Annotated in this window: 17 protein-coding genes; 7 read left to right on the top strand and 10 right to left on the bottom strand. The window is 64.6% G+C overall.

Features of this window, described 5'->3' with window-relative positions; translation table 11 throughout:
* The first annotated feature begins 20 nt into the window (after nt 1–20).
* Complete coding sequence (locus tag BMW89_RS20275; RefSeq protein WP_177196215.1) at nt 21–878, top strand: LpxI family protein; 858 nt, start codon at nt 21–23, stop codon at nt 876–878.
* Entirely contained in the window at nt 875–2,056 is a 1,182-nt protein-coding gene (lpxB, locus tag BMW89_RS20270; RefSeq protein ID WP_092028756.1) for a lipid-A-disaccharide synthase, read from the top strand. Before BMW89_RS20275 ends, lpxB begins: the two co-directional genes overlap by 4 nt.
* Here the strand turns inward: lpxB and BMW89_RS20265 are convergent.
* Genes BMW89_RS20265 through BMW89_RS20240 form a run of 6 tightly spaced genes read right to left on the bottom strand, consistent with a single transcriptional unit; the run spans nt 2,053 to nt 8,227 of the window.
* Complete coding sequence (locus BMW89_RS20265; protein ID WP_092028755.1) at nt 2,053–2,820, bottom strand: SDR family NAD(P)-dependent oxidoreductase; 768 nt, start codon at nt 2,818–2,820, stop codon at nt 2,053–2,055. The genes lpxB and BMW89_RS20265 overlap by 4 nt on opposite strands.
* Nucleotides 2,817–3,926 (bottom strand): ABC transporter ATP-binding protein, encoded by a 1,110-nt coding sequence (locus BMW89_RS20260; RefSeq protein WP_092028754.1) that lies wholly within the window; start codon nt 3,924–3,926, stop codon nt 2,817–2,819. The genes BMW89_RS20265 and BMW89_RS20260 overlap by 4 nt, the downstream gene beginning before the upstream one ends.
* 10 nt (nt 3,927–3,936) lie before the next feature.
* Nucleotides 3,937–4,794: a carbohydrate ABC transporter permease gene (locus BMW89_RS20255; protein WP_177196193.1), complete on the bottom strand. Its 858-nt coding sequence runs from the start codon at nt 4,792–4,794 to the stop codon at nt 3,937–3,939.
* On the bottom strand, nt 4,787–5,707 hold the full coding sequence (locus BMW89_RS20250; RefSeq protein WP_177196192.1) for a carbohydrate ABC transporter permease: 921 nt from the start codon (nt 5,705–5,707) through the stop codon (nt 4,787–4,789). The genes BMW89_RS20255 and BMW89_RS20250 overlap by 8 nt, the downstream gene beginning before the upstream one ends.
* The gene (locus tag BMW89_RS20245; protein WP_092028751.1) at nt 5,704–6,990 is read right to left on the bottom strand and encodes an ABC transporter substrate-binding protein; all 1,287 of its coding nucleotides are present in this window, start codon (nt 6,988–6,990) and stop codon (nt 5,704–5,706) included. Before BMW89_RS20245 ends, BMW89_RS20250 begins: the two co-directional genes overlap by 4 nt.
* 58 nt (nt 6,991–7,048) lie before the next feature.
* Complete coding sequence (locus tag BMW89_RS20240) at nt 7,049–8,227, bottom strand: ROK family transcriptional regulator (RefSeq protein WP_177196191.1); 1,179 nt, start codon at nt 8,225–8,227, stop codon at nt 7,049–7,051.
* 299 nt (nt 8,228–8,526) lie between these two features.
* Between BMW89_RS20240 and BMW89_RS20235 the strand changes: the two genes are divergently transcribed.
* A complete protein-coding gene (locus tag BMW89_RS20235; protein ID WP_092028749.1) occupies nt 8,527–9,003 on the top strand; it encodes an SgcJ/EcaC family oxidoreductase in 477 nt (158 codons plus the stop codon).
* 71 nt (nt 9,004–9,074) lie between these two features.
* Here BMW89_RS20235 and gltA read toward each other — a convergent pair whose 3' ends face one another.
* Nucleotides 9,075–10,379, bottom strand: coding sequence for a citrate synthase (gene gltA, locus BMW89_RS20230; protein ID WP_092028748.1), 1,305 nt, complete (start codon nt 10,377–10,379; stop codon nt 9,075–9,077).
* Nucleotides 10,380–10,536: 157 nt separating this feature from the next.
* Complete coding sequence (gene gltX, locus BMW89_RS20225) at nt 10,537–11,964, bottom strand: glutamate--tRNA ligase (RefSeq protein ID WP_092028747.1); 1,428 nt, start codon at nt 11,962–11,964, stop codon at nt 10,537–10,539.
* 155 nt (nt 11,965–12,119) lie between these two features.
* On the opposite strand from gltX, the gene BMW89_RS20220 reads away from it, so the two are divergent.
* The 4 genes from BMW89_RS20220 to BMW89_RS20205 all read left to right on the top strand — a co-directional run bounded on the left by BMW89_RS20220 (nt 12,120) and on the right by BMW89_RS20205 (nt 16,895).
* On the top strand, nt 12,120–13,796 hold the full coding sequence (locus BMW89_RS20220) for a glutamine--tRNA ligase/YqeY domain fusion protein (protein ID WP_092028746.1): 1,677 nt from the start codon (nt 12,120–12,122) through the stop codon (nt 13,794–13,796).
* 14 nt (nt 13,797–13,810) lie between these two features.
* The gene (locus BMW89_RS20215; protein ID WP_092028745.1) at nt 13,811–14,197 is read left to right on the top strand and encodes a YybH family protein; all 387 of its coding nucleotides are present in this window, start codon (nt 13,811–13,813) and stop codon (nt 14,195–14,197) included.
* A gap of 88 nt (nt 14,198–14,285) precedes the next feature.
* Entirely contained in the window at nt 14,286–14,519 is a 234-nt protein-coding gene (locus tag BMW89_RS20210) for a DUF2171 domain-containing protein (RefSeq protein WP_007610829.1), read from the top strand.
* 96 nt (nt 14,520–14,615) lie between these two features.
* The gene (locus BMW89_RS20205; protein ID WP_092028744.1) at nt 14,616–16,895 is read left to right on the top strand and encodes a ComEC/Rec2 family competence protein; all 2,280 of its coding nucleotides are present in this window, start codon (nt 14,616–14,618) and stop codon (nt 16,893–16,895) included.
* A 9-nt stretch (nt 16,896–16,904) separates the two neighbouring features.
* On the opposite strand, the gene BMW89_RS20200 is transcribed toward BMW89_RS20205, so the two are convergent.
* Nucleotides 16,905–17,849, bottom strand: coding sequence for a GAF domain-containing protein (locus tag BMW89_RS20200; protein WP_092028743.1), 945 nt, complete (start codon nt 17,847–17,849; stop codon nt 16,905–16,907).
* 225 nt (nt 17,850–18,074) lie between these two features.
* On the bottom strand, nt 18,075–18,506 hold the full coding sequence (locus tag BMW89_RS37985; RefSeq protein ID WP_177196190.1) for a hypothetical protein: 432 nt from the start codon (nt 18,504–18,506) through the stop codon (nt 18,075–18,077).
* Nucleotides 18,507–18,517: the final 11 nt, after the last annotated feature.

The raw sequence follows: 18,517 nt of genomic DNA, 5'->3' as shown, positions 1-18,517 counted from the left end.
TTTCCGGAATGGCCGCGGACATGACATCGGCGGCAGCGGAGATTTCATCGCCGGTCGGCGTGGTTGCGGGCGGCGGCGCAATGCCGTTCGCGGTCGCCGACTCGCTCGCCGCGCGTGGCATTACCCCGGTGCTGTTTCCCCTCCGGGGTGCCTGCGATCCGGCACTGGTGGAGAAATTCCGGCATCGCTGGATCTCGGTCGGCCAGCTCGGCCGTGCGATGCGGCTGTTTCGCGAGGAGGGCTGCCGCGACCTGATCTTCATCGGCACGCTGGTACGGCCCTCGCTGACGGAGGTCCGGTTCGATTTCACGACGTTGCGGCTGCTCGGCACAGTCATCCGCGCCTTCCGCGGAGGCGACGATCATCTGCTGTCCGGTGTCGGGCGCATTCTCGAGCAAGGCGGCTTTCGCATGGTCGGCATCAAGGATGTCGCGCCCGATCTGCTGATGCCCGAGGGCTGCATCAGTCGCGCCTGGCCGAGCGACAACGGCAAAACGGACATCGAGCGCGGACGCGCGGTGCTGACCGCGCTCAGTCCGTTCGACGTCGGCCAGGCTGTGGTGGTGATCGACGGCCATGTGGTGGCGGTCGAGGATATCGAGGGCACCGACGCGCTGCTCGCGCGCGTGGCACGCCTGCGCGAGGAGGGCCGCATCCGCGCCGCGACGGGACGGGGGGTGCTGGTGAAGGTGCCGAAGAGCGGGCAGGATTTGCGCTTCGACCTGCCGACGATCGGCCCGCGCACCATCGAGGGCGTCGCCAAGGCCGGCCTTGCCGGCATCGCCGTCATCGCCGGCAACACCATTGCCGCCGAGCCGCAGGCGATGATCGCGGTGGCCGATACGAAATATCTCTTCATCATCGGCTTGCCGGCGTGATGCAGACCCGCGATCCCAAGCGAAAGATCTTCCTGATCGCCACGGAGGAATCCGGCGACCGGCTCGGCAGCGCGCTGATGAAGGTGCTGCGCCAGCGCCTCGGCGACGGCGTGCAGTTCGTCGGCGTCGGCGGCCGCACCATGGCGCGCGAAGGGCTGGAGACGTTGTTTCCGATCGAGGAGCTGTCGATCGTCGGTTTCGCGGCGGTGGTGCAGCAATTGCCAAAAATCCTGCGGCTGATCCGCCAGACCGTGGACGCCGTGCTGGAGGCCGCGCCTGACGCGCTCGTCATCATCGACAGTCCCGATTTCACCCACCGCGTTGCCCGCCGCGTGCGCGCGAAGAATCCCGCGATCCCTGTTATCGACTATGTCTCGCCGCAGCTCTGGGCCTGGCGGCCGGGACGGGCGCGGACCATGCTTGGCTATGTCGATCACGTGCTCGGCCTGCTGCCGTTCGAGCCGGAGGAATATCGCAAGCTCGGCGGCCCGCCTTGCAGCTATGTCGGTCATCCCTTGATCGAGCAATTGTCCTCGCTGCGGCCGAGTGCGGAAGAGCAGGCGCGACGCGACGCGGAGCCGCCGGTGCTGCTGGTGCTGCCCGGCAGCCGCCGTAGCGAGATCCGGCATCATCTCGAGCTGTTTGGTGCGACGCTCGGCCGGCTCCAGGCCGAAGGCCACGCGTTCGAATTGATGCTGCCGACCATGCCGCATCTCGAAGCCACCGTACGCGAAGGGATCGCGAGCTGGCCGGTCAAGCCGCGGATCGTGGTCGGCGAGAGCGAGAAGCGTGCAATCTTCCGCATCGCGCATGCCGCACTGGCTAAATCCGGCACCGTGACGCTGGAGCTGGCGCTGTCGGGCATTCCGATGGTGACGGCCTATCGCGTTGGTGCAATCGAAGCCTTCATCCTGCGCCGCGCGGTTCGCGTCTCCTCGGTGATCCTCGCCAATCTCGTGATCGGTGAGGACGTCATTCCGGAGTATTTGCAGGAGGACTGCACGCCGGAAAAGCTCGCGCCGGCGCTGGCGGAGGTGCTGACGGACACGCCGCTGCGGAAGCGGCAGGTCGAGGCGTTCGCCAGGCTCGACACCATCATGTCGACCGGCAACAAGCCGCCGAGCGTGCTCGCCGCAGACGTTGTGCTCGCGACGATGCGGAAGGGGCGGCGGAGCTAAGCCAAGCCGCCATCGACCCGGAAGCACTGGCTGGTGATGCGCTGGCTTTCGTCGGATGCGAGAAACAGCGCCATCCGTGCGATGTCCTCGGGGGTCACCGCATCGGGAATGGCCTGGCGCGTGCGCAGCTCGGCGATGGTCTGCTCGTTCGGATACCAGAGCCGGCGCTGCCGCTCGGTGATCACCATGCCCGGCGCGATCGCGTTGACGCGGATGCGGTCGGGGCCGACCGATCGGGCCAGCGAGTTGGTGAAGCCGACGATCGCGGCTTTCGCCGCAGCATAGACCGGCAGTGCCGGCGCGCCGCGCATCCATGCGATCGACGACATGTTGATGATCGAGCCGCCGCCGCGCGCCTGCATCTGCGGCACGATCGCCTGGGCGGCGAAGAAGACGTGCTTGAAATTGACGCCGATCGTCCAGTCGAATTCGGCTGGCGTCACATCGGCCAACACCTGGCGCTGGTCGTTGGCGGCGTTGTTGACGAGAACCGCGACATCGCCGAGCGTTCGGTGGACCTGCGCCATCGCGGCGCGCAAGGAATCGATGTCGAGGAGATCGCAGGGCACGAACAGCGGCGCGGCGCGCGACGCCGCTGCCACCTCTGCGGCCAGCGCGCTGCCTGCCGTTTCGTCGATATCGAGGAAGGCGACGCGGGCGCCTTGGCCTGCAAAGGCGCGCACGAAGGCGGCGCCGATGCCGCTGGCACCACCGGTAATCAGCACCACGCGGTCGGCGAGGCCGGCATAGCTCGTCTGGGTCATGCGATCAGTCGCTCCGTCTCGGGGTCGAACAGGCAAAGGCGGCGGGTGTCGAGCGCGAAGGGCGCCACGGAGCCCGGCGTAGGGCGGATGTCCGGCGAGATGCGCGCAAGCGCCGCTTCGCCGCCGAGCCGCAGCAGGACGATAGTCTCGGCCCCGGTGGGCTCGACCATCTCCACCGGTGCATTGACGATGATGGGCGCCTCGCCGCAGAACACGCGGTCGCCCTCGGCGATGCATTCCGGCCTGATGCCGAACACCACCTCGCGACCGACATAGGGAGCCGCCGAATCATACCCCCGGAGCCGCAGACGAACTTCGTCCGGCCGCCCGGCGCCGATCACGACCACCGGCCCATCCGCATCGGCCTCGAGCCGCGCCGGCATCGTGTTCATCGGTGGCGAGCCCATGAAGCGGGCGACGAAGAGGTTGGCCGGATAGCGGTAGACGGTGTCGGGGTCGGCGAATTGCTGCACCACGCCGCGATGCATCACGGCGATGCGGGTTGCCATCGTCATCGCCTCGATCTGGTCATGCGTGACATAGACGATGGTGGCGCCGATGCGCTGGTGCAGCCGCTTGATCTCCATCCGCATCTCGACGCGCAGCTTTGCGTCGAGATTGGAGAGCGGCTCGTCGAACAGGAAAAGCAGGGGATCGCGCACCAGCGCCCGGCCCATCGCCACGCGCTGGCGCTGGCCGCCGGAGAGTTGCGACGGCTTGCGGCCGAGCAAGGGCTCGATCTGGAGCAGCCTGGCCACATTCGCCAGCGCTTTTTCCTGCTCCGCTTTCGGGACGTGGCGGCATTCCATACCGAAGGTGATGTTTTGCCGCACCGTCATCGACGGATAGAGCGCATAGGACTGGAACACCATGGCGATGTCGCGATCCTTGGGCGGGACGTCGTTGACGACGCGGCCGCCGATCTCGATCGTGCCATCGCTCGCACGATCGAGCCCGGCGATGATGTTGAGCAGCGTGGACTTGCCGCAGCCGGACGGGCCGACCAGCACGGTGAACTCGCCGCTCTCGATGTCGAGATCGATGCCCTTCAGCACCTCCAGATTGGCGTAGCGCTTCGACAGGGCGCGGATGCTCAGTGCTGCCATGACAAATCCATCATTTCACAGCCCCGGCAGTGAGGCCGCGTACAAAATATCTGCCGCCGAGGAGATAGATCAGCAAAGTCGGCAGCGCTGCGATGATCACCGCCGCGCTCTGCACGCCATGCTGCGGGATATCCGCGATGGCCGCCGACAGCGCGATGAGAGCGGCCGTGACGGGTTGCTGCTGGCCGGTCGTGAATGTCACGCCGTAGAGGAACTCGTTCCAGATATGAGTGAACTGCCAGATCACGGTGACGATCAGGATCGGCGACGAGAGCGGCAGAATGATGCGCCAGAAGATACGAAAGAACCCGGCGCCATCGATCCGCGCGGCGCTGATCAGTTCGTGGGGAATGGCGACATAATAGTTCCGGCAGAACAGCACGGTGAAGGAGAGCCCCTGGATCGTGTGAATCAGCACGAGACCCGAGAGCGTGTTGATGAGCCCGATGTCCCGCAGCACGAAGGTCCAGGGCAGCAGGCGCATCTGCTGGGGAAGGAAGAGGCCGAGGGTGACGATTCCGTAGATCCAGTTATCGCCGCGAAAACGCCAGAGCGACACGGCGTAACCGGCGATAGCGCCGAGCAGGGTGGAGAAAATGGTCGCGGGAATCGTGATGAGCGCGGAGTTCAGCATGTACGGGCGGATGCCGGCGCAGGTCTCGGCGACGCAGAAACCGCTCCAGGCCAAGGCGTAATTGCCCCAGGCCAAATGTTTCGGCCAGCCGATCATCGACCCCTGTGCGATCTCCTCATTGGTCCGGAGCGAGTTCAGAACGACGACAACCAGCGGCGCGAGATAGGCGGCCGCGAACAATGTCACGACGAGATAGATCAAAATCCGACTCGGCGCGAAGGCTCGGTCACGCATGGGTGGCCTGCCGTCGCTGGACATAGCGCCACGCTGCATAGGGCAGCAGCACCGCGAGAAGGATGAGCAACATCAGCACCGCCGCCGCCGCACCCCGGCCGAGCTGGCTGCGTTGGAACATGAGGTCGTAGACGACAAGGGCCGGCAGCTGGGTCGCAATTCCTGGTCCGCCATTGGTGAGCGCGCGGACGAGGTCGAAGGCCGAAATCGCAAATTGCAGCTGGATGACGACGACGGTGATGGTGATCGGCCACAGCGTCGGCAGAATGACGCGCCAATAGGTTCGGATCGGTCCGGCACCGTCGATCTGCGCGGCCTTGATGATGTCGGCGTCGACGGAGCGCAGGCCGGCCAGGAACAGCGCCATGGCGAAGCCCGAGGATTGCCAGATCGCAGCGATGACGATCGTCCAGATCGCCATATCGCGGTTGACCAGCCAGTCGAAGTGGAAGGAGGCCCAGCCGAGATCATGGGCGAGCTTCTCGATCCCGATACCGGGATTGAGCAGCCAACTCCAGACCGTGCCGGTGACGACGAACGACACCGCCAGCGGGTACAGGAAGATGGAACGCAGCACGTTCTCGCCGCGAATGCGCTGATCGAGCAAGATCGCGAGCAGCAGGCCGGTGATCAAACTGAGCAGCACGAAAGCGCTGCCGAATAGCAACAGATTGTCGAACGCGATCTGCCAGTTCCGCGACGCCAGGACTGAGGTGTAGTTGCGCAGGCCCACCCAGCCGGAGACCGGAATGAGGGTGGATGGCGTGAACGAGATCCAGATCGTCCAAATCGAAAACGAGATAAGGTGCGCTGCGGACAGCAGCAGCGGCACCCAGATCATCAAATATTCGGGCAGCCGGCGCACCATGTCAGAGGTCGCCGGCCGCGTTGCTGTCGAGACGGCGTTGCTCAACGCGAGCCCTCGACGGCCTCGGCGAGGCGGGTGACCGCTTGCTCCGGCTTGATCGTCTTGTTCTTCGCGTACTCGGTGAATACGTCGATCATCGCTGCGGTCAGACCGTTTTCCTGCGCCATGTTGTGCGCGAGGCTCAGAACGGCCTGATTGCTGGCGACAGCATCCTTGAGTGCGGCGGCGGTTCGCCGTTGACCGTCCGACCAGCCTTCACCGGACAGATCGACATCGGTGCGCACGGGGATCGACCCCGTGATCTGCGAATACATGGTCTGGATCGCCGGATCCATGACGAGCTGGGCCATCAGGGCCTGACCGGCCTGCAGATCGGCCTCCTTGCGCTGCCAGAAGATGAAGGCATCGGCATTCAGCAGGAACACCGGCTTGGTGTTGTCGCTGGGGCCTGGCGCGATGACGAAGTCGTCGAGCTTGAAGCCGGCGTTGCGCAACACGCCCTGTGCCCACCCGCCCATGATCATCATGCCCATGTCGCCGTCGACGAAACGCTTCAAATTGGTGGCATAGGGTTGGGCGCCGACATTGGGGTCCATCCATTCAGTGATCTTGCGCATCTGTACGAAGGCGGCCTTGATCTCGGGACCCTCCAGGGCCTTTTTATCGAGATTCATGATGGCTGCGCGGTATGCCGTGGGACTGATGCCGGCGAGCGAGGCCTCGAATTTCTGTCCGTCGTCGGCGCGGGTGCCGCCGTTGGCGATGGGATAGGTCACGCCGCCCGCCTTCATCTTCTCGGCGAGATCGTTGAACTCGGCCCAGGTGACGGGGATCTTATCGGCCTTGGCCTTGTCCATCGCGCGTTTGGAGAGGAACAGCATGTTGGTGCTGTAGATCTGCAACGGCAGCGCAATCCACTTGCCGCCCGGCTTGTGCAACTTTGCAAGATCCGGCGCGACGACCTTTTCGTAACCGGCGGCAGCGACAACGGCGTCAAGATCGACGGTCGGGGCAATCTTCGACCAGGCCGCAATCTCGGGTCCCTTGAGCTGCGAACAGGCCGGCGGATCGCCTGCGATGATCTGGGCACGCAGCTTGTTCATCATCTCGGTGGTGAAGCCGGGGACGGGCGAGTGCTGCCATGTCCCGCCCTTCTCCTCGAATTTCTTGCCGAGCGCGGTGATGGCCGCCCCATCGCTGCCTGCGGACCATTGCGAGATCGCGGTCAGGCGCGGCTTGGGCGCACCTTGCGCGCGGGCAAAGGCCGGCAGCGCGAGCGCAGCTGCGGATCCAGCGAGCAGACGACGCCTTGTTGTTGTGATCGGCATGGCAGTTCCTCCCGGTGTGAACTTTTTTGCGTATTGAGGCCGCGCGGCTCAGCGCATGTCAGGCGGCCTCCGTCGATGCGGCGGGCATTCCGCCGCGGCTGGCAAGGCAGAATGCGGCGAACGCCAGCGCGGCCTGCGGATCATTGCCGTTCGACGGCGGCACGAAAGCGAGCGACACTTGCGCATGCTTGCGGCCACCGAGCAGGCTGGCATCGACGCCGTCGACGAGCGCCTTCCGATCGTCTTCCGCAAGCAGCGATGGCCAGCCGCTGATCGCGACGCCGTGACTGGGCTTGACGTTCAGCGTGTTGCCGATCGCGAGGCCAAGGCGATACAGGCGATGCCGCAGCTCCTGCCGCACGCGCGAGGTGATTGGGATCGCGGTCGCCCAATCGCTGCCAAGCTGGAGCAGCTCCTGTTCGGACACGCCGAGTAGCTCAGCGAGCGCTGGAAGCGACGTATAGGCTTCGACGCAGCCATGATGGCCACAGCGGCACCGTGGTCCGTCGGTGCCGAACACCATGTGTCCGAGCTCGACCGGCTGGAGCGCCTCGTCCTCGATCGGATCGTCCATCCAGGCGCCCGCGACGCCCTGGCCGACAAAGACGAACAGATGCGCGCCGTTGAATGGATAATTTTCCGTGCGGCAACGGTGAAAGATGGCATGCGCCACCACTGAGTTGGTGAACTCGACCGGCACGCCCGCAAACATCTCGCCGAGCATGTCGCTGATACGTCCGACATCGCAGGGAATGATCGGATTGCCAAACTCGCTCAACCGGCCGAGGCCCGGAATGGTGATGCCGATCTGCGCCAGCGTGATGCGGCGCCGCCGCGTCCTGTCGCGCAGCAAGGTCATCGCTTCGCTAAACGCACGGCCGACGGTCTCGACGGTCGGCTTCTTCGGCAGCGGCACACGTTCGGTGTAATGCAGTTCACCAGACAGGCTGCCAACGCCGACGCTGAGCCACTGGCTGTTCAGCTCGAGGGCCGCAAGCGCTACGGTGCCATCGAGCGAGACGAGACCAGTCGGTCCGCCTACGTAAGGGGCAGGGCGCCGCACTTCCTCGATCAGACCTTCGGCCTTAAGATCAAACAGGATGCGCGACAGGCTCGCCTCGGACAGGCGCACGGCCTTGGCCAGCGGCGGCCGGAACGAGCCGCCCGACTGGAGCAGATGAGTCAAAATGGCAGCGCGCGTCTGCCGCCGACTTCTCGGTTGCTCCGGCATTTCCATCCCTGTCGTCATTCTTACTTAGAGTAAGAATTTGCGCGCGGAGCGTTTCAACTGTCAAGCGCTCGTGGGCGCTATGCATCGACTTGTTGTTGTGCGCGGCAGCAAAATCAGGGCGGGCAATTTACGATGGCGACCGCTCGGGGGCTGCACGGCGTTATCAGCTTATGAAGATAATCGCGGTAGTGATCCAGCGAGCGGCAAGAGGTGGGATCGGAGCTCAAGTTTGATGCTCGCTTCTTTCATCCCGCCGGGAAAAGCCTTGCGTGCAGCTGGCTTGAAACAAGGGAGGACGTAAGTTTATGTCTAAAATCGTTAAGGTTGTATCGATTGCCGTGGCCGTGCTTGCCGGTGTGACAACCGCAGCGCAGGCCAAGAGCCAGAGTTGCCCTGTTGTCGACGACAAGCAGATTGCAGGCTTGTTCGCAAAATTCAACGATTCCTGGGGGACCAAGGACCCCGCGAAGGTCACGGCTCTCTTCACGAAGCATCCCGTCTTGCTGGCGACGGTCTCCAATTCACCGCGAACGACACGAGACGAGGTGAACGACTATTTCGTGAAATTCCTCAAGAACAACCCGGTCGGCCGCATCGACACGTCCACGATCGAGATCGATTGCCGCACGGCGAGTCGTGTCGGTACGTGGACCGTATCGCTCACTGATCCCGCGAGCGGCAGCAAATCGGACGTGAAGGCGCGCTACTCCTTCATCTATCGCTACGAGGATGGCACCTGGAAGATCGACCATCTCCACTCATCGATGATGCCCGAGAAGTAGCGATCGGCAGATAAACGAAAACGGCGCCATCTTGCGATGGCGCCGTTCCGAGAGCCGTATTGGCTCAAGACTTACTTGCGATCTTTGATCGCGACGTAGTCGCGGCTGGTGACGCCGGTGTAGAGCTGGCGCGGACGGCCGATCTTCTGCTGCGGATCCTCGATCATCTCGCTCCACTGGCTGATCCAGCCGACGGTGCGGGCAACCGCGAACAGCACGGTGAACATCGAGACCGGGAAGCCCATCGCCTTCAGCGTGATGCCCGAATAGAAGTCGACGTTCGGGTAGAGCTTGCGGTCGATGAAGTACGGGTCGCTGAGCGCGATCTTCTCGAGCTCGAGGGCGACCTTCAGCATCGGATCGTCGCCATGGCCGGTCTCCTTGAGCACGGCGTGACACATCTTCTGCATGATCTTGGCGCGCGGATCGTAGTTCTTGTAGACGCGGTGACCGAAGCCCATCAGGCGGACTTCGGAGTTCTTGTCCTTCACCTTGGCGATGAACTCGGGGATCTTGTCCACGGTGCCGATCTCGGCGAGCATCGCAAGCGCTGCTTCGTTGGCGCCGCCATGCGCCGGGCCCCACAGGCAGGCGATGCCGGCGGCGATGCAGGCGAACGGGTTGGCGCCGGAGGAGCCGGCGATACGCACCGTCGAGGTCGAGGCGTTCTGCTCGTGGTCGGCGTGCAGGATGAAGATCTTGTCCAGCGCTTCAGCCAGCACCGGGTTGATCTTGTAATCCTCGCACGGCACAGCGAAGCACATGTTGAGGAAGTTCTCGGCGAAGGAGAGCGAGTTCTTCGGGTACACGAAGGGCTGGCCGACCGTGTACTTGTAGGCCATCGCAGCCAGCGTCGGGATCTTGGCGATCATGCGCATGGAAGCGATCATGCGCTGCTTCGGATCGTTGATGTCGGTAGAGTCGTGGTAGAACGCGGCGAGCGCGCCGACCGAAGCCACCATCACCGCCATCGGATGGGCGTCGCGGCGGAAGCCCTGGAAGAAGCGGGCCATCTGCTCGTGCACCATCGTGTGATGGATCACGCGGTCGTCGAAATCCTTCTTCTGCGCGGCGGTCGGCAGCTCCCCGTAGAGCAGCAGGTAGCAGGTCTCGAGGAAATCGCCGTTCTCGGCGAGCTGCTCGATCGGGTAGCCGCGGTATTCCAGCACGCCCGCGTCACCGTCGATGTAGGTGATCCTGGACTGGCAGCTCGCGGTCGAGGTGAAGCCGGGATCGTAAGTGAACAGGCCGGACTGGCCGTAGAGCTTGCCGATATCGATGACGTCAGGCCCGACGCTACCGCTGTGGATCGGGAGATCGTAGTTCTTGTTTCCGACCGTCAGCGTGGCGGTCTTATTGCTTGATTTTGCGTCCATCAGAGGTCCCCGATGTAAGGTGAAACGGGCCGGACCCGGAAGGCCCCGATGACATAATGGGGCAGGCCGGATGTTCCAGAAGGTACGGGTCAGATGGGTATATTATTGCTGTGTGCGCTGCAAGATGGCGCCGCGCATGGTCGACTTACGTCGTAGCCTAGTCCTTGGCTTGATCCTGTAGCCGGCCCAGGCTTTCCTGGCGTCCCAGCACGTCCAAAACCTCAAATATACCAGGCGACGTCGACCGTCCGGTCAGCGCCGCCCGCAACGGTTGGGCGACCGCGCCGAGCTTGAGACTATTTTCCTCGGCAAAGGCGCGCAGCGCCGCCTCCGCATTGGCCGCACCCCACGTCTCGACATTCTCCAGCGCGGAATGAAGCTGGCCGATCAGCTTGCGGTTCTCCGGCGTCAGCAGGGCCGCCGCCTTGGGATCGAGCTCAAGCGGCCGGTCGGCGAAGATGAAATAGGCACTGTCGATCAGCTCGATCAGCGTCTTGGCGCGCTCCTTCAGGGCCGGCATGGCCTTCAGGAGCTGCGCGCGCGTGGTGTCGTTTAACTTGGCCTTAAGCTCGTCGCGGGCGGGGACGACGTGGTCGAGCACGTCCTCGAACGCCTTCACGAGTGATTGATCGTCGGCATGGCGGATGTAGTGGCCGTTGAGGTTCTCCAGCTTGGCGAAATCGAAGCGCGCCGCGCCGCGGCCGACGCTGGCGAGATCGAACGCCGCGATCATCTCCTCGGTTGAGAAGATCTCCTGGTCGCCATGGCTCCAGCCGAGCCGGACGAGGTAGTTGCGGACCGCGGCCGGCAGGTATCCCATGGCGCGGTAGGCATCGACGCCGAGCGCGCCGTGCCGCTTGGACAGTTTTGAGCCGTCCGGGCCGTGGATCAGCGGGATGTGGGACATGCTTGGCAGGGTCCAGCCCATCGCATCGTAGATCTGCTTCTGGCGGGCGGCGTTGATCAGATGATCGTCGCCGCGGATGACATGGGTGACGCCCATGTCATGGTCGTCCACCACCACTGCGAGCATGTAGGTCGGATTGCCATCGCCGCGCAGCAGGACGAGGTCGTCGAGGTTCTCGTTCTGCCAGACTACGCGACCCTGGACCTGGTCCTCGATCACGGTCTCGCCGGTCTGCGGCGCGCGCAGGCGGATGGTCGGCTTGACGTTGCTAGGGGTGGTTATCGGATCGCGGTCGCGCCACAGGCCGTCATAGAGGCGGGTGCGGCCCTCGGCGCGCGCCTTCTCGCGCATGGCGGTCAGCTCCTCGGCGGTGGCGTAGCAACGATAGGCCTTGCCGTCGGCGAGCAGCTGCTCGGCGACCTCGCGGTGGCGGGCGGCGCGGCTGAACTGGTAGATGACCTCGCCATCCCAGCCGAGCTCCAGCCACTTCAATCCGTCGAGGATGGCGTCGATCGCGGCCTCGGTGGAGCGCTCCCGGTCGGTGTCCTCGATCCGGAGCAGCATCTTGCCGCCGTGCTTTTTCGCATAGAGCCAGTTGAACAGCGCCGTGCGGGCGCCCCCGATATGGAGGAAGCCGGTCGGGGAAGGAGCAAAGCGGGTGACGACGGAATCGGTCATTCTTGGCAGGGCCTATGCATTGGAAGCGGTGGTATATAACAGGACCCGCGCATAACTAAAGCCCGACGGCGGACCTGCCAGGCCTTGCTTAATCTCTTGGCTCAGCCACGCGAATTTGGCAGAAGGATCGCTGATTTCCCTACAGGATTTTCGTAATGACAGAACCGGTGGCGAACGAGGTTGGGCGCGATTTCATTCGTGACATCATCCAGGCCGACCTCGATCAGGCCAAGTACAAGGAAATCGTGACCCGGTTCCCGCCGGAGCCGAACGGTTACCTGCATATCGGCCACGCCAAGTCGATCGCACTTAATTTCGGCATCGCCCAAGAGTTTCCGGGCCGCTGCCATCTGCGCTTCGACGACACCAATCCGGTCAAGGAAGAGCAGGAATATATCGATTCCATCCAGGCCGACGTGCATTGGCTCGGCTACGACTGGGGCAAAAACCTGTTCTACGCCTCTGATTATTTCGACCGCCTGTACGAATGGGCGGAGAAGCTGATCCGCGACGGGCTCGCTTATGTCGACGACCAGTCCCAGGAGGAGATCCGTCTCGCGCGCGGCACGCTGACCGAGCCCGGCAAGAACTCTCCGTTCCGTGACCGCACCGTGGACGAGAACCTCGACCTGTTCCGCCGCATGAAAGCCGGCGAATTCCCGAACGGTGCGCGCGTGCTGCGGGCCAAGATCGACATGTCCTCGGGTAACATCAACCTGCGCGACCCCGTGCTGTATCGGATCCTGCATGCGCACCATCCGCGCACCGGGACCAAGTGGAGCATCTATCCGAGCTACGATTATGCCCACGGCCAGTCGGACGCCATCGAAGGCATTACGCACTCGATCTGCACGCTGGAGTTCGAGGACCACCGGCCGCTCTACGACTGGTTCATCGACAAGCTGCCGGTGCCGTCAAAACCGCACCAGTACGAGATGGCGCGGCTCAACATCACCTACACGCTGCTGTCCAAGCGCGTGCTGACCCAGCTCGTCCGCGACGGCCATGTCGCCGGCTGGGACGATCCGCGGATGCCGACCATGGCGGGGATGCGCCGCCGCGGCGTGCCGCCCGCCGCCTTGCGCGAATTCATCAAGCGCATCGGCGTTGCCAAGGCCAACAGTGTGGTCGACGTCGGCATGCTCGAGTTTTGCATCCGTGAGGAATTGAACCGCACATCGCAGCGGCGCATGGGCGTGCTGAAGCCGCTGAAAGTGGTGATCGAGAACTATCCCGAAGGGCAGACCGAGGAGCTCGAGGCGATCAACCATCCGGACGATCCGTCGGCGGGCACGCGCAAGATTACGTTCGGCCGCGAGCTTTATATCGAGCAGGACGACTTCATGGAGAACCCGCCCAAAAAGTTCTTCCGCCTGTCGCCGGGCAATGAGGTGCGGCTGCGCTATGCTTACTTCGTCAAGTGCACCGGCGTGATCAAGAACGGTAACGGCGAGGTGGTGGAGCTGCGCTGCACCTACGATCCCGCGACCAAGGGCGGCAACGCGCCCGACGGCCGCAAGGTCAAGGCAACCATGCACTGGCTGCCGGCGGCGACATCGGTGCCTGCGGAAATCCGCATCTACAACCAGCTGTTTGCGAACCCGAGCCCTGACGCCTCGAATTTCGCGGCCGATCTCAATCCGCAGTCGCTGGAGATTTTGGCCGACGCGCGGATCGAAGCCTCGGTTGCCGAGAGCAATGCGATCGAGCCGATGCAGTTCGAGCGCCAGGGCTACTTTGTGCGCGACAGGGACTCGACGCCGGGCAAGCCGGTGTTTTCGAGGACCATCGGTCTGCGCGATACGTTCGCGAAGGAAGTCGCCAAAGGCTGACAGGGTTGGGGCATATGAGCAACGAAGCCGACGCCATCGTTTCCGCCATCATCGCGAAATGGTGCGCCGGCTTCGCGACGCTCGATGCCGCCGCGCTGTCGTCGCTCTATGCGAAGGACGCGTTCTTCTTCGGCTCCAACCCAAAGCTCTATCGGGGCAGGGACGGCGTCGCCGACTATGCCAACGGCCTCCCGCGCTGGCGCAAGCCGAGCGCGACGTTCTCCGAGGTGCAGGCGGCGCAAGCGGGACCGGAGCTGATCAACATGGGTGCGACCGTCTCGTTCGACCTCGCGGGCGAACGGCCCGATCTCGTCGTCAAGATGAGCTGGGTCATCGTGCGCGAAGACGGCGACTGGAAAATCGTCAATCACCACGCTTCGGGGAAGGCGCCGCTGATCTGATGAGCCCGCCGCGCACGGCATCGTCATTTCGCGCAAGCAACGAACGCGCTGCCAGCGCGTTGAGGTGGATTCAAGCAAGGAACCCACCATGCAGAACATCGCAGAGCATATGGAAGTCATCGGCGCCGACGGCGTCCACATCGGCACGGTCGACAAGGTCGAAGGCAACCGCATCAAGCTGACCAAGAAGGACAGCGGCGAGGGCAGCCACAAGGGCCACCATCACTTCATCGACAAGGGCCTCGTCGCCGACATCGAGGGCAACAAGGTCCGGCTCTCGGCCAAGGCGGATGTAGCCGTGACGATGGAAGAGGAAAAGTAGGGGCTGTCACGCTCTGTTCCTGATCCGTACCGCTATTCGCCCACCTGCACGTTCCGGTAGCCTCTAGCCTCCGTTGCGTATCATCAGGTGCAGGGAATGGCGGAGCCGGGCCGGCCAGTACGGTCCCAGGGGTTAGCGGGCACTTGGCCCGTGGGCCGCGCCACGTCCGCGGGCGGGCTCGCGCCTGCGGGCTTCGATCTCTGGACATCGCTGGCCGAGACGCTGCGCGCCTGGGTGCGCGCTGAAGCCGGCGCCGGGCGGCTGTTGCCGTGGGTGCCCGTGGCCTTCGGTTGCGGGATCGCGCTCTATTTTGCCGCCGATCATGAGCCGGTGCTGTGGGTCGTTGCTTCAACTGCCGTCGCGCTCGTGCTTGGTGCGGTTCTGCTTCGCCGGAGCCGGCTGTTTGCGCCCGCCATCATGATCGCGGCGGTCGCGGCCGGTTTTGCCATGGCGACCTGGAAGACCGCGCGGATCGCCCACACCGTGCTGGCAAAGCCGCTTTATTCGGTGTCGCTGTCGGGCTTCGTCGAGACCCGCGACATCCGCGAGCGCACCGACCGCTTCGTGTTGCGCGTCACCGCGATGGAAGCGCAGCGCAGTGACGTCAAGCTCGAGCGTGTCCGCCTCTCGGTGCGCAAGGGGACGGCGCCCGAGGTCGGCAGCTTCGTGCAGTTGAAGGCGCGGTTGATGCCGCCGCTATCGCCGCTGCGTCCCGGCAGCTATGATTTCTCGCGCGACATGTTTTTCCAGGGCATCGGCGCGTCCGGTTTCGCCATGGGCGCGATCAATGTGGCGGCGCCGCCAGAGACCGGCGGCATCAGGCTGCGCTATGCCGCGATGATGCAGGGCCTGCGCGATGCGATCGATGCGCGCATCCGCGCCACGCTCGGCGGCGATAACCGCGCCATCGCAACCGCACTGCTGACGGGCCGGCGCGATGCGATCACCACGCCCGTCAACGACGCGATGTTCATCTCAGGGCTCGGCCACGTGCTCTCGATCTCCGGCTATCACATGGCCGTCGTCGCCGGCGTGGTGTTCTTCGCGGTGCGTGCGCTGCTCGCGCCGATTCCGGGACTGGCGGTCGGCTTCGCGATCAAGAAATGGTCTGCCGGCGCTGCGCTGGTCGCGGCTGCATTCTACCTGTTGCTCTCGGGCGCGGAGGTCGCGACGCAAAGATCGTTCTTCATGACAGCGGTGGTGCTGATCGCGGTGATGGTCGATCGCCGCGCCATCACCTTTCGCACGCTGGCGGTGGCAGCCCTGATCGTGCTCGCGGTGGCGCCGGAAGCGCTGGTGCATCCGAGTTTCCAGATGTCGTTTGCGGCAACGCTCGGGCTGGTCGCGCTGGTGCAGGTCGGCATGCCGAACCTGTTTGCATCGCCCGATCATTCGACGACTGCGCGCATTGCGATGTGGGGCGGCCGCGAGATCGCGATGCTTTTCATGGCCTCGATGATCGCCGGGCTTGCGACCACGCCCTATGCGGCCTTCCATTTCCACCGTGTCACGCCGTATGGCGTGCTTGCCAATCTCGGTGCAATGCCGGTGGTCTCGGCGCTGGTGATGCCGGCGGGGCTGTTGGGATTGCTCGCGGCGCCCTTCGGGCTGGATAGCCCGTTCTGGTGGCTGATGGGGATCGGCATCGACTGGATGATCGCGGTCACGCGCTGGGTGGCGGCGTTGCCTGGCGCGGTCGGCAGCCTGCCGGCTTTCGGCATCGCGCCGCTGATTGTGGCCAGCCTCGGGATCATCGTCATGGGCCTGCTGCGCACGCCGTTGCGCTGGTCCGGCGCGCTGGTGCTGCTGGTCGCGATCGTCTGGGGGCTGTCGGTGCGGCAGCCTGACATCCTGATCGCCGGCGACGGTCAGAGCGTCGCGGTGCGGGGCAGGGATGGGCAGCTACATTTGATCAGGACGAGCAAGGACAGCTTTCTGCTGAAGGAGTGGTTAGCTGCCGACGCCGATCGGCGCGATGCCGGTAGTAGCGCGCTGGCCGACGGCGTGTCGTGTGACGAGACCGGCTGCGTGACGCCGCTCGCCGACGGGCGGCTGGTCGCGCTGGCCTTGCGCATCGACGCGCTGGCGGACGATTGCAGCCGCGCTGCACTGGTGGTGACGGCGCGCCCGGCGCCACCGGATTGCGCGGCGATGGTGGTCGACCGGCAGCGTCTTGCCGCGCAAGGGGCGCTGGCGCTGATAAGGCACGGCGACGGCTTTGCGGTTCAGGCGGTGAAAGCTGGAGGCACTGACCGCCCGTGGTCACCTTCTATCGCCCGCGAGGCTGATTTCGGTACGAGCCTTGCGCCGCAGGCGGCGGCGCCCCGTAACCCGGACGCGACGCCGTCCGAGGCCGATTTGCAGGCCGACGATTGAGCGGATCGGCTACAGGTACCAGGCCAGCACGGCGTCGAGCCCGGCGCTTCCGATCACCGGCAGGGCCACCATCTGGCCCAGCCCGGCTGCGCGGGCCTCGGCCGCCGCGATCGAACCGTCATGCGCGAGATCGTCGTTGAGCGCAGGCATGCCGGTCGCCCAGGCTCCGCCGATGCTGCCGTCGCCTTTGGCGATGGATTTGTTCGCGTAGAGCGCGGCAAGGTCGGTCTGCGCGCTGCAATCGCCGGCGCGGAAGACCAGCGCCGTGCGGCCCTCGTTCGGGACCCAGATCTCGAAGCGCCGCGCAATTGGCGTTGCCTGCGCGGAGAGGAAGGTCAGCACCCAGGTCTGGTCGCTGCCGGTGCGGTAGGGCACGCCGACGCCGAGATTGATCCCGATCTCGGCGGCCTCTTCCCAGCGCAGAAAACTCTTGGTGCTGTGCAGGTCCTTGACGATCAACGGCAGGCCGGCTTTCCAGGTGCGTCCGGGCAGGCCGAAGCCGCGCGGAAATCTGGTGTGGCGGGAGTTGAACTCGAACATGTCGGCGGTGCCGTAGTAGCCGTCGACGAGCCCCATCTCGTGGGAGGTGTCGGGATCGTTGTGCCAGAGCTCGATCGCGCCGACATGCGCCGCGTCGTCGCCGCAGAACAGCACCATGACGGCTTGCAGGAATTCGCCCGAGAATACCGGCACCGCCACGCCGCAGGTGAGGCCGGCCGCGAGCGCCTGATCGGTCCGCTTGAAATAGGAATTGGCGAATTTGGTGAGGATCACGGGGTGGCCGCTTGCCCAGGCCTTGCCGGGAAGTCCCTCCTCATAACCGAAGTGCAAGCCCTCGCTCACGGCCTTGAAGGCGGAGAGGCCCTCGTCGCCGTAGAGGCCGCCGCCGAATTCCAGCCGCGTGCGCGTCCGGTCAGGCACCCAGAGTTCAACGACGCGAATGAAGGTTTTCATCGAACGTGCCCGCCGTCTCGAGCCCAAGACACCAGCCGAGAGAGCATCGGCCATTTGCCGGCGAAACGGACGTTCAAAATTCAGGCAGGGCCGCGCAAACTTCGTGCGACGGGGAGGCGTGGCGGATCGGGATTTCCGGAGACACAAAGACCACCACGTCGCCGGCTACGGCCGGCGATGGCGATTTCAATCCTGACCCCGACCGGAGAGCCGGGGGGAGCTGCGTCAGCCGATCGGCAGGCGTCTGATCGTTGGCCTCTCGGCAATGATCTCAGGCTTGTGCTCGCGCTCGCCGAGCGGCTGGGTCACCGGCAATTGCAGCACGGTTGCGCGCTGGCCTTCGACGAGCTGCGTCACCAGCACGTATTTGCCGTCGGGAAATTCGATCGCATCATGATGGCGATCGGGGATGTGCGGATCGATTTTGCCGAACTTGCCGACGCGCGAGTTGATGGTGCGTGTCCAGATCCAGCGATTGTCGTAGCGGACGCTGTCGGCGAAGGCGAGCTCCGTTCCCGGCAGCAGGCAGACCGCGACGGAGAGATCGGCTTCGGAGGCGAAGCCGCGCGTCGAGGTGCCGCGGAAATTTGTCGTGACGATGGTCTCGCCAACTTCTGCGGGACGCGTCGCGACGGCGTGCAGGCTGTAGTCACACATCGGGTGCTCCT

It is taken from the genome of Bradyrhizobium sp. OK095 (assembly GCF_900109945.1).
Taxonomy (GTDB): Bacteria; Pseudomonadota; Alphaproteobacteria; order Rhizobiales; family Xanthobacteraceae; genus Bradyrhizobium.
The sequence above is the reverse complement of the archived record's forward strand: the minus strand, read 5'-3'. Positions and strand labels throughout refer to the sequence as shown.

What these genes read in the sequence shown, in the direction of transcription:
- BMW89_RS20275 (WP_177196215.1), top strand. Translation starts at nt 21, where the DNA reads ATGACATCGGCGGCAGCGGAGATTTCATCGCCGGTCGGCGTGGTTGCG.
- BMW89_RS20265 (WP_092028755.1), bottom strand. Translation starts at nt 2,820, where the DNA reads ATGACCCAGACGAGCTATGCCGGCCTCGCCGACCGCGTGGTGCTGATT.
- BMW89_RS20260 (WP_092028754.1), bottom strand. Translation starts at nt 3,926, where the DNA reads ATGGCAGCACTGAGCATCCGCGCCCTGTCGAAGCGCTACGCCAATCTG.
- BMW89_RS20255 (WP_177196193.1), bottom strand. Translation starts at nt 4,794, where the DNA reads ATGCGTGACCGAGCCTTCGCGCCGAGTCGGATTTTGATCTATCTCGTC.
- BMW89_RS20245 (WP_092028751.1), bottom strand. Translation starts at nt 6,990, where the DNA reads ATGCCGATCACAACAACAAGGCGTCGTCTGCTCGCTGGATCCGCAGCT.
- BMW89_RS20240 (WP_177196191.1), bottom strand. Translation starts at nt 8,227, where the DNA reads ATGGAAATGCCGGAGCAACCGAGAAGTCGGCGGCAGACGCGCGCTGCC.
- BMW89_RS20235 (WP_092028749.1), top strand. Translation starts at nt 8,527, where the DNA reads ATGTCTAAAATCGTTAAGGTTGTATCGATTGCCGTGGCCGTGCTTGCC.
- gltA (WP_092028748.1), bottom strand. Translation starts at nt 10,379, where the DNA reads ATGGACGCAAAATCAAGCAATAAGACCGCCACGCTGACGGTCGGAAAC.
- gltX (WP_092028747.1), bottom strand. Translation starts at nt 11,964, where the DNA reads ATGACCGATTCCGTCGTCACCCGCTTTGCTCCTTCCCCGACCGGCTTC.
- BMW89_RS20220 (WP_092028746.1), top strand. Translation starts at nt 12,120, where the DNA reads ATGACAGAACCGGTGGCGAACGAGGTTGGGCGCGATTTCATTCGTGAC.
- BMW89_RS20215 (WP_092028745.1), top strand. Translation starts at nt 13,811, where the DNA reads ATGAGCAACGAAGCCGACGCCATCGTTTCCGCCATCATCGCGAAATGG.
- BMW89_RS20210 (WP_007610829.1), top strand. Translation starts at nt 14,286, where the DNA reads ATGCAGAACATCGCAGAGCATATGGAAGTCATCGGCGCCGACGGCGTC.
- BMW89_RS20205 (WP_092028744.1), top strand. Translation starts at nt 14,616, where the DNA reads ATGGCGGAGCCGGGCCGGCCAGTACGGTCCCAGGGGTTAGCGGGCACT.
- BMW89_RS20200 (WP_092028743.1), bottom strand. Translation starts at nt 17,849, where the DNA reads ATGAAAACCTTCATTCGCGTCGTTGAACTCTGGGTGCCTGACCGGACG.
- BMW89_RS37985 (WP_177196190.1), bottom strand. Translation starts at nt 18,506, where the DNA reads ATGTGTGACTACAGCCTGCACGCCGTCGCGACGCGTCCCGCAGAAGTT.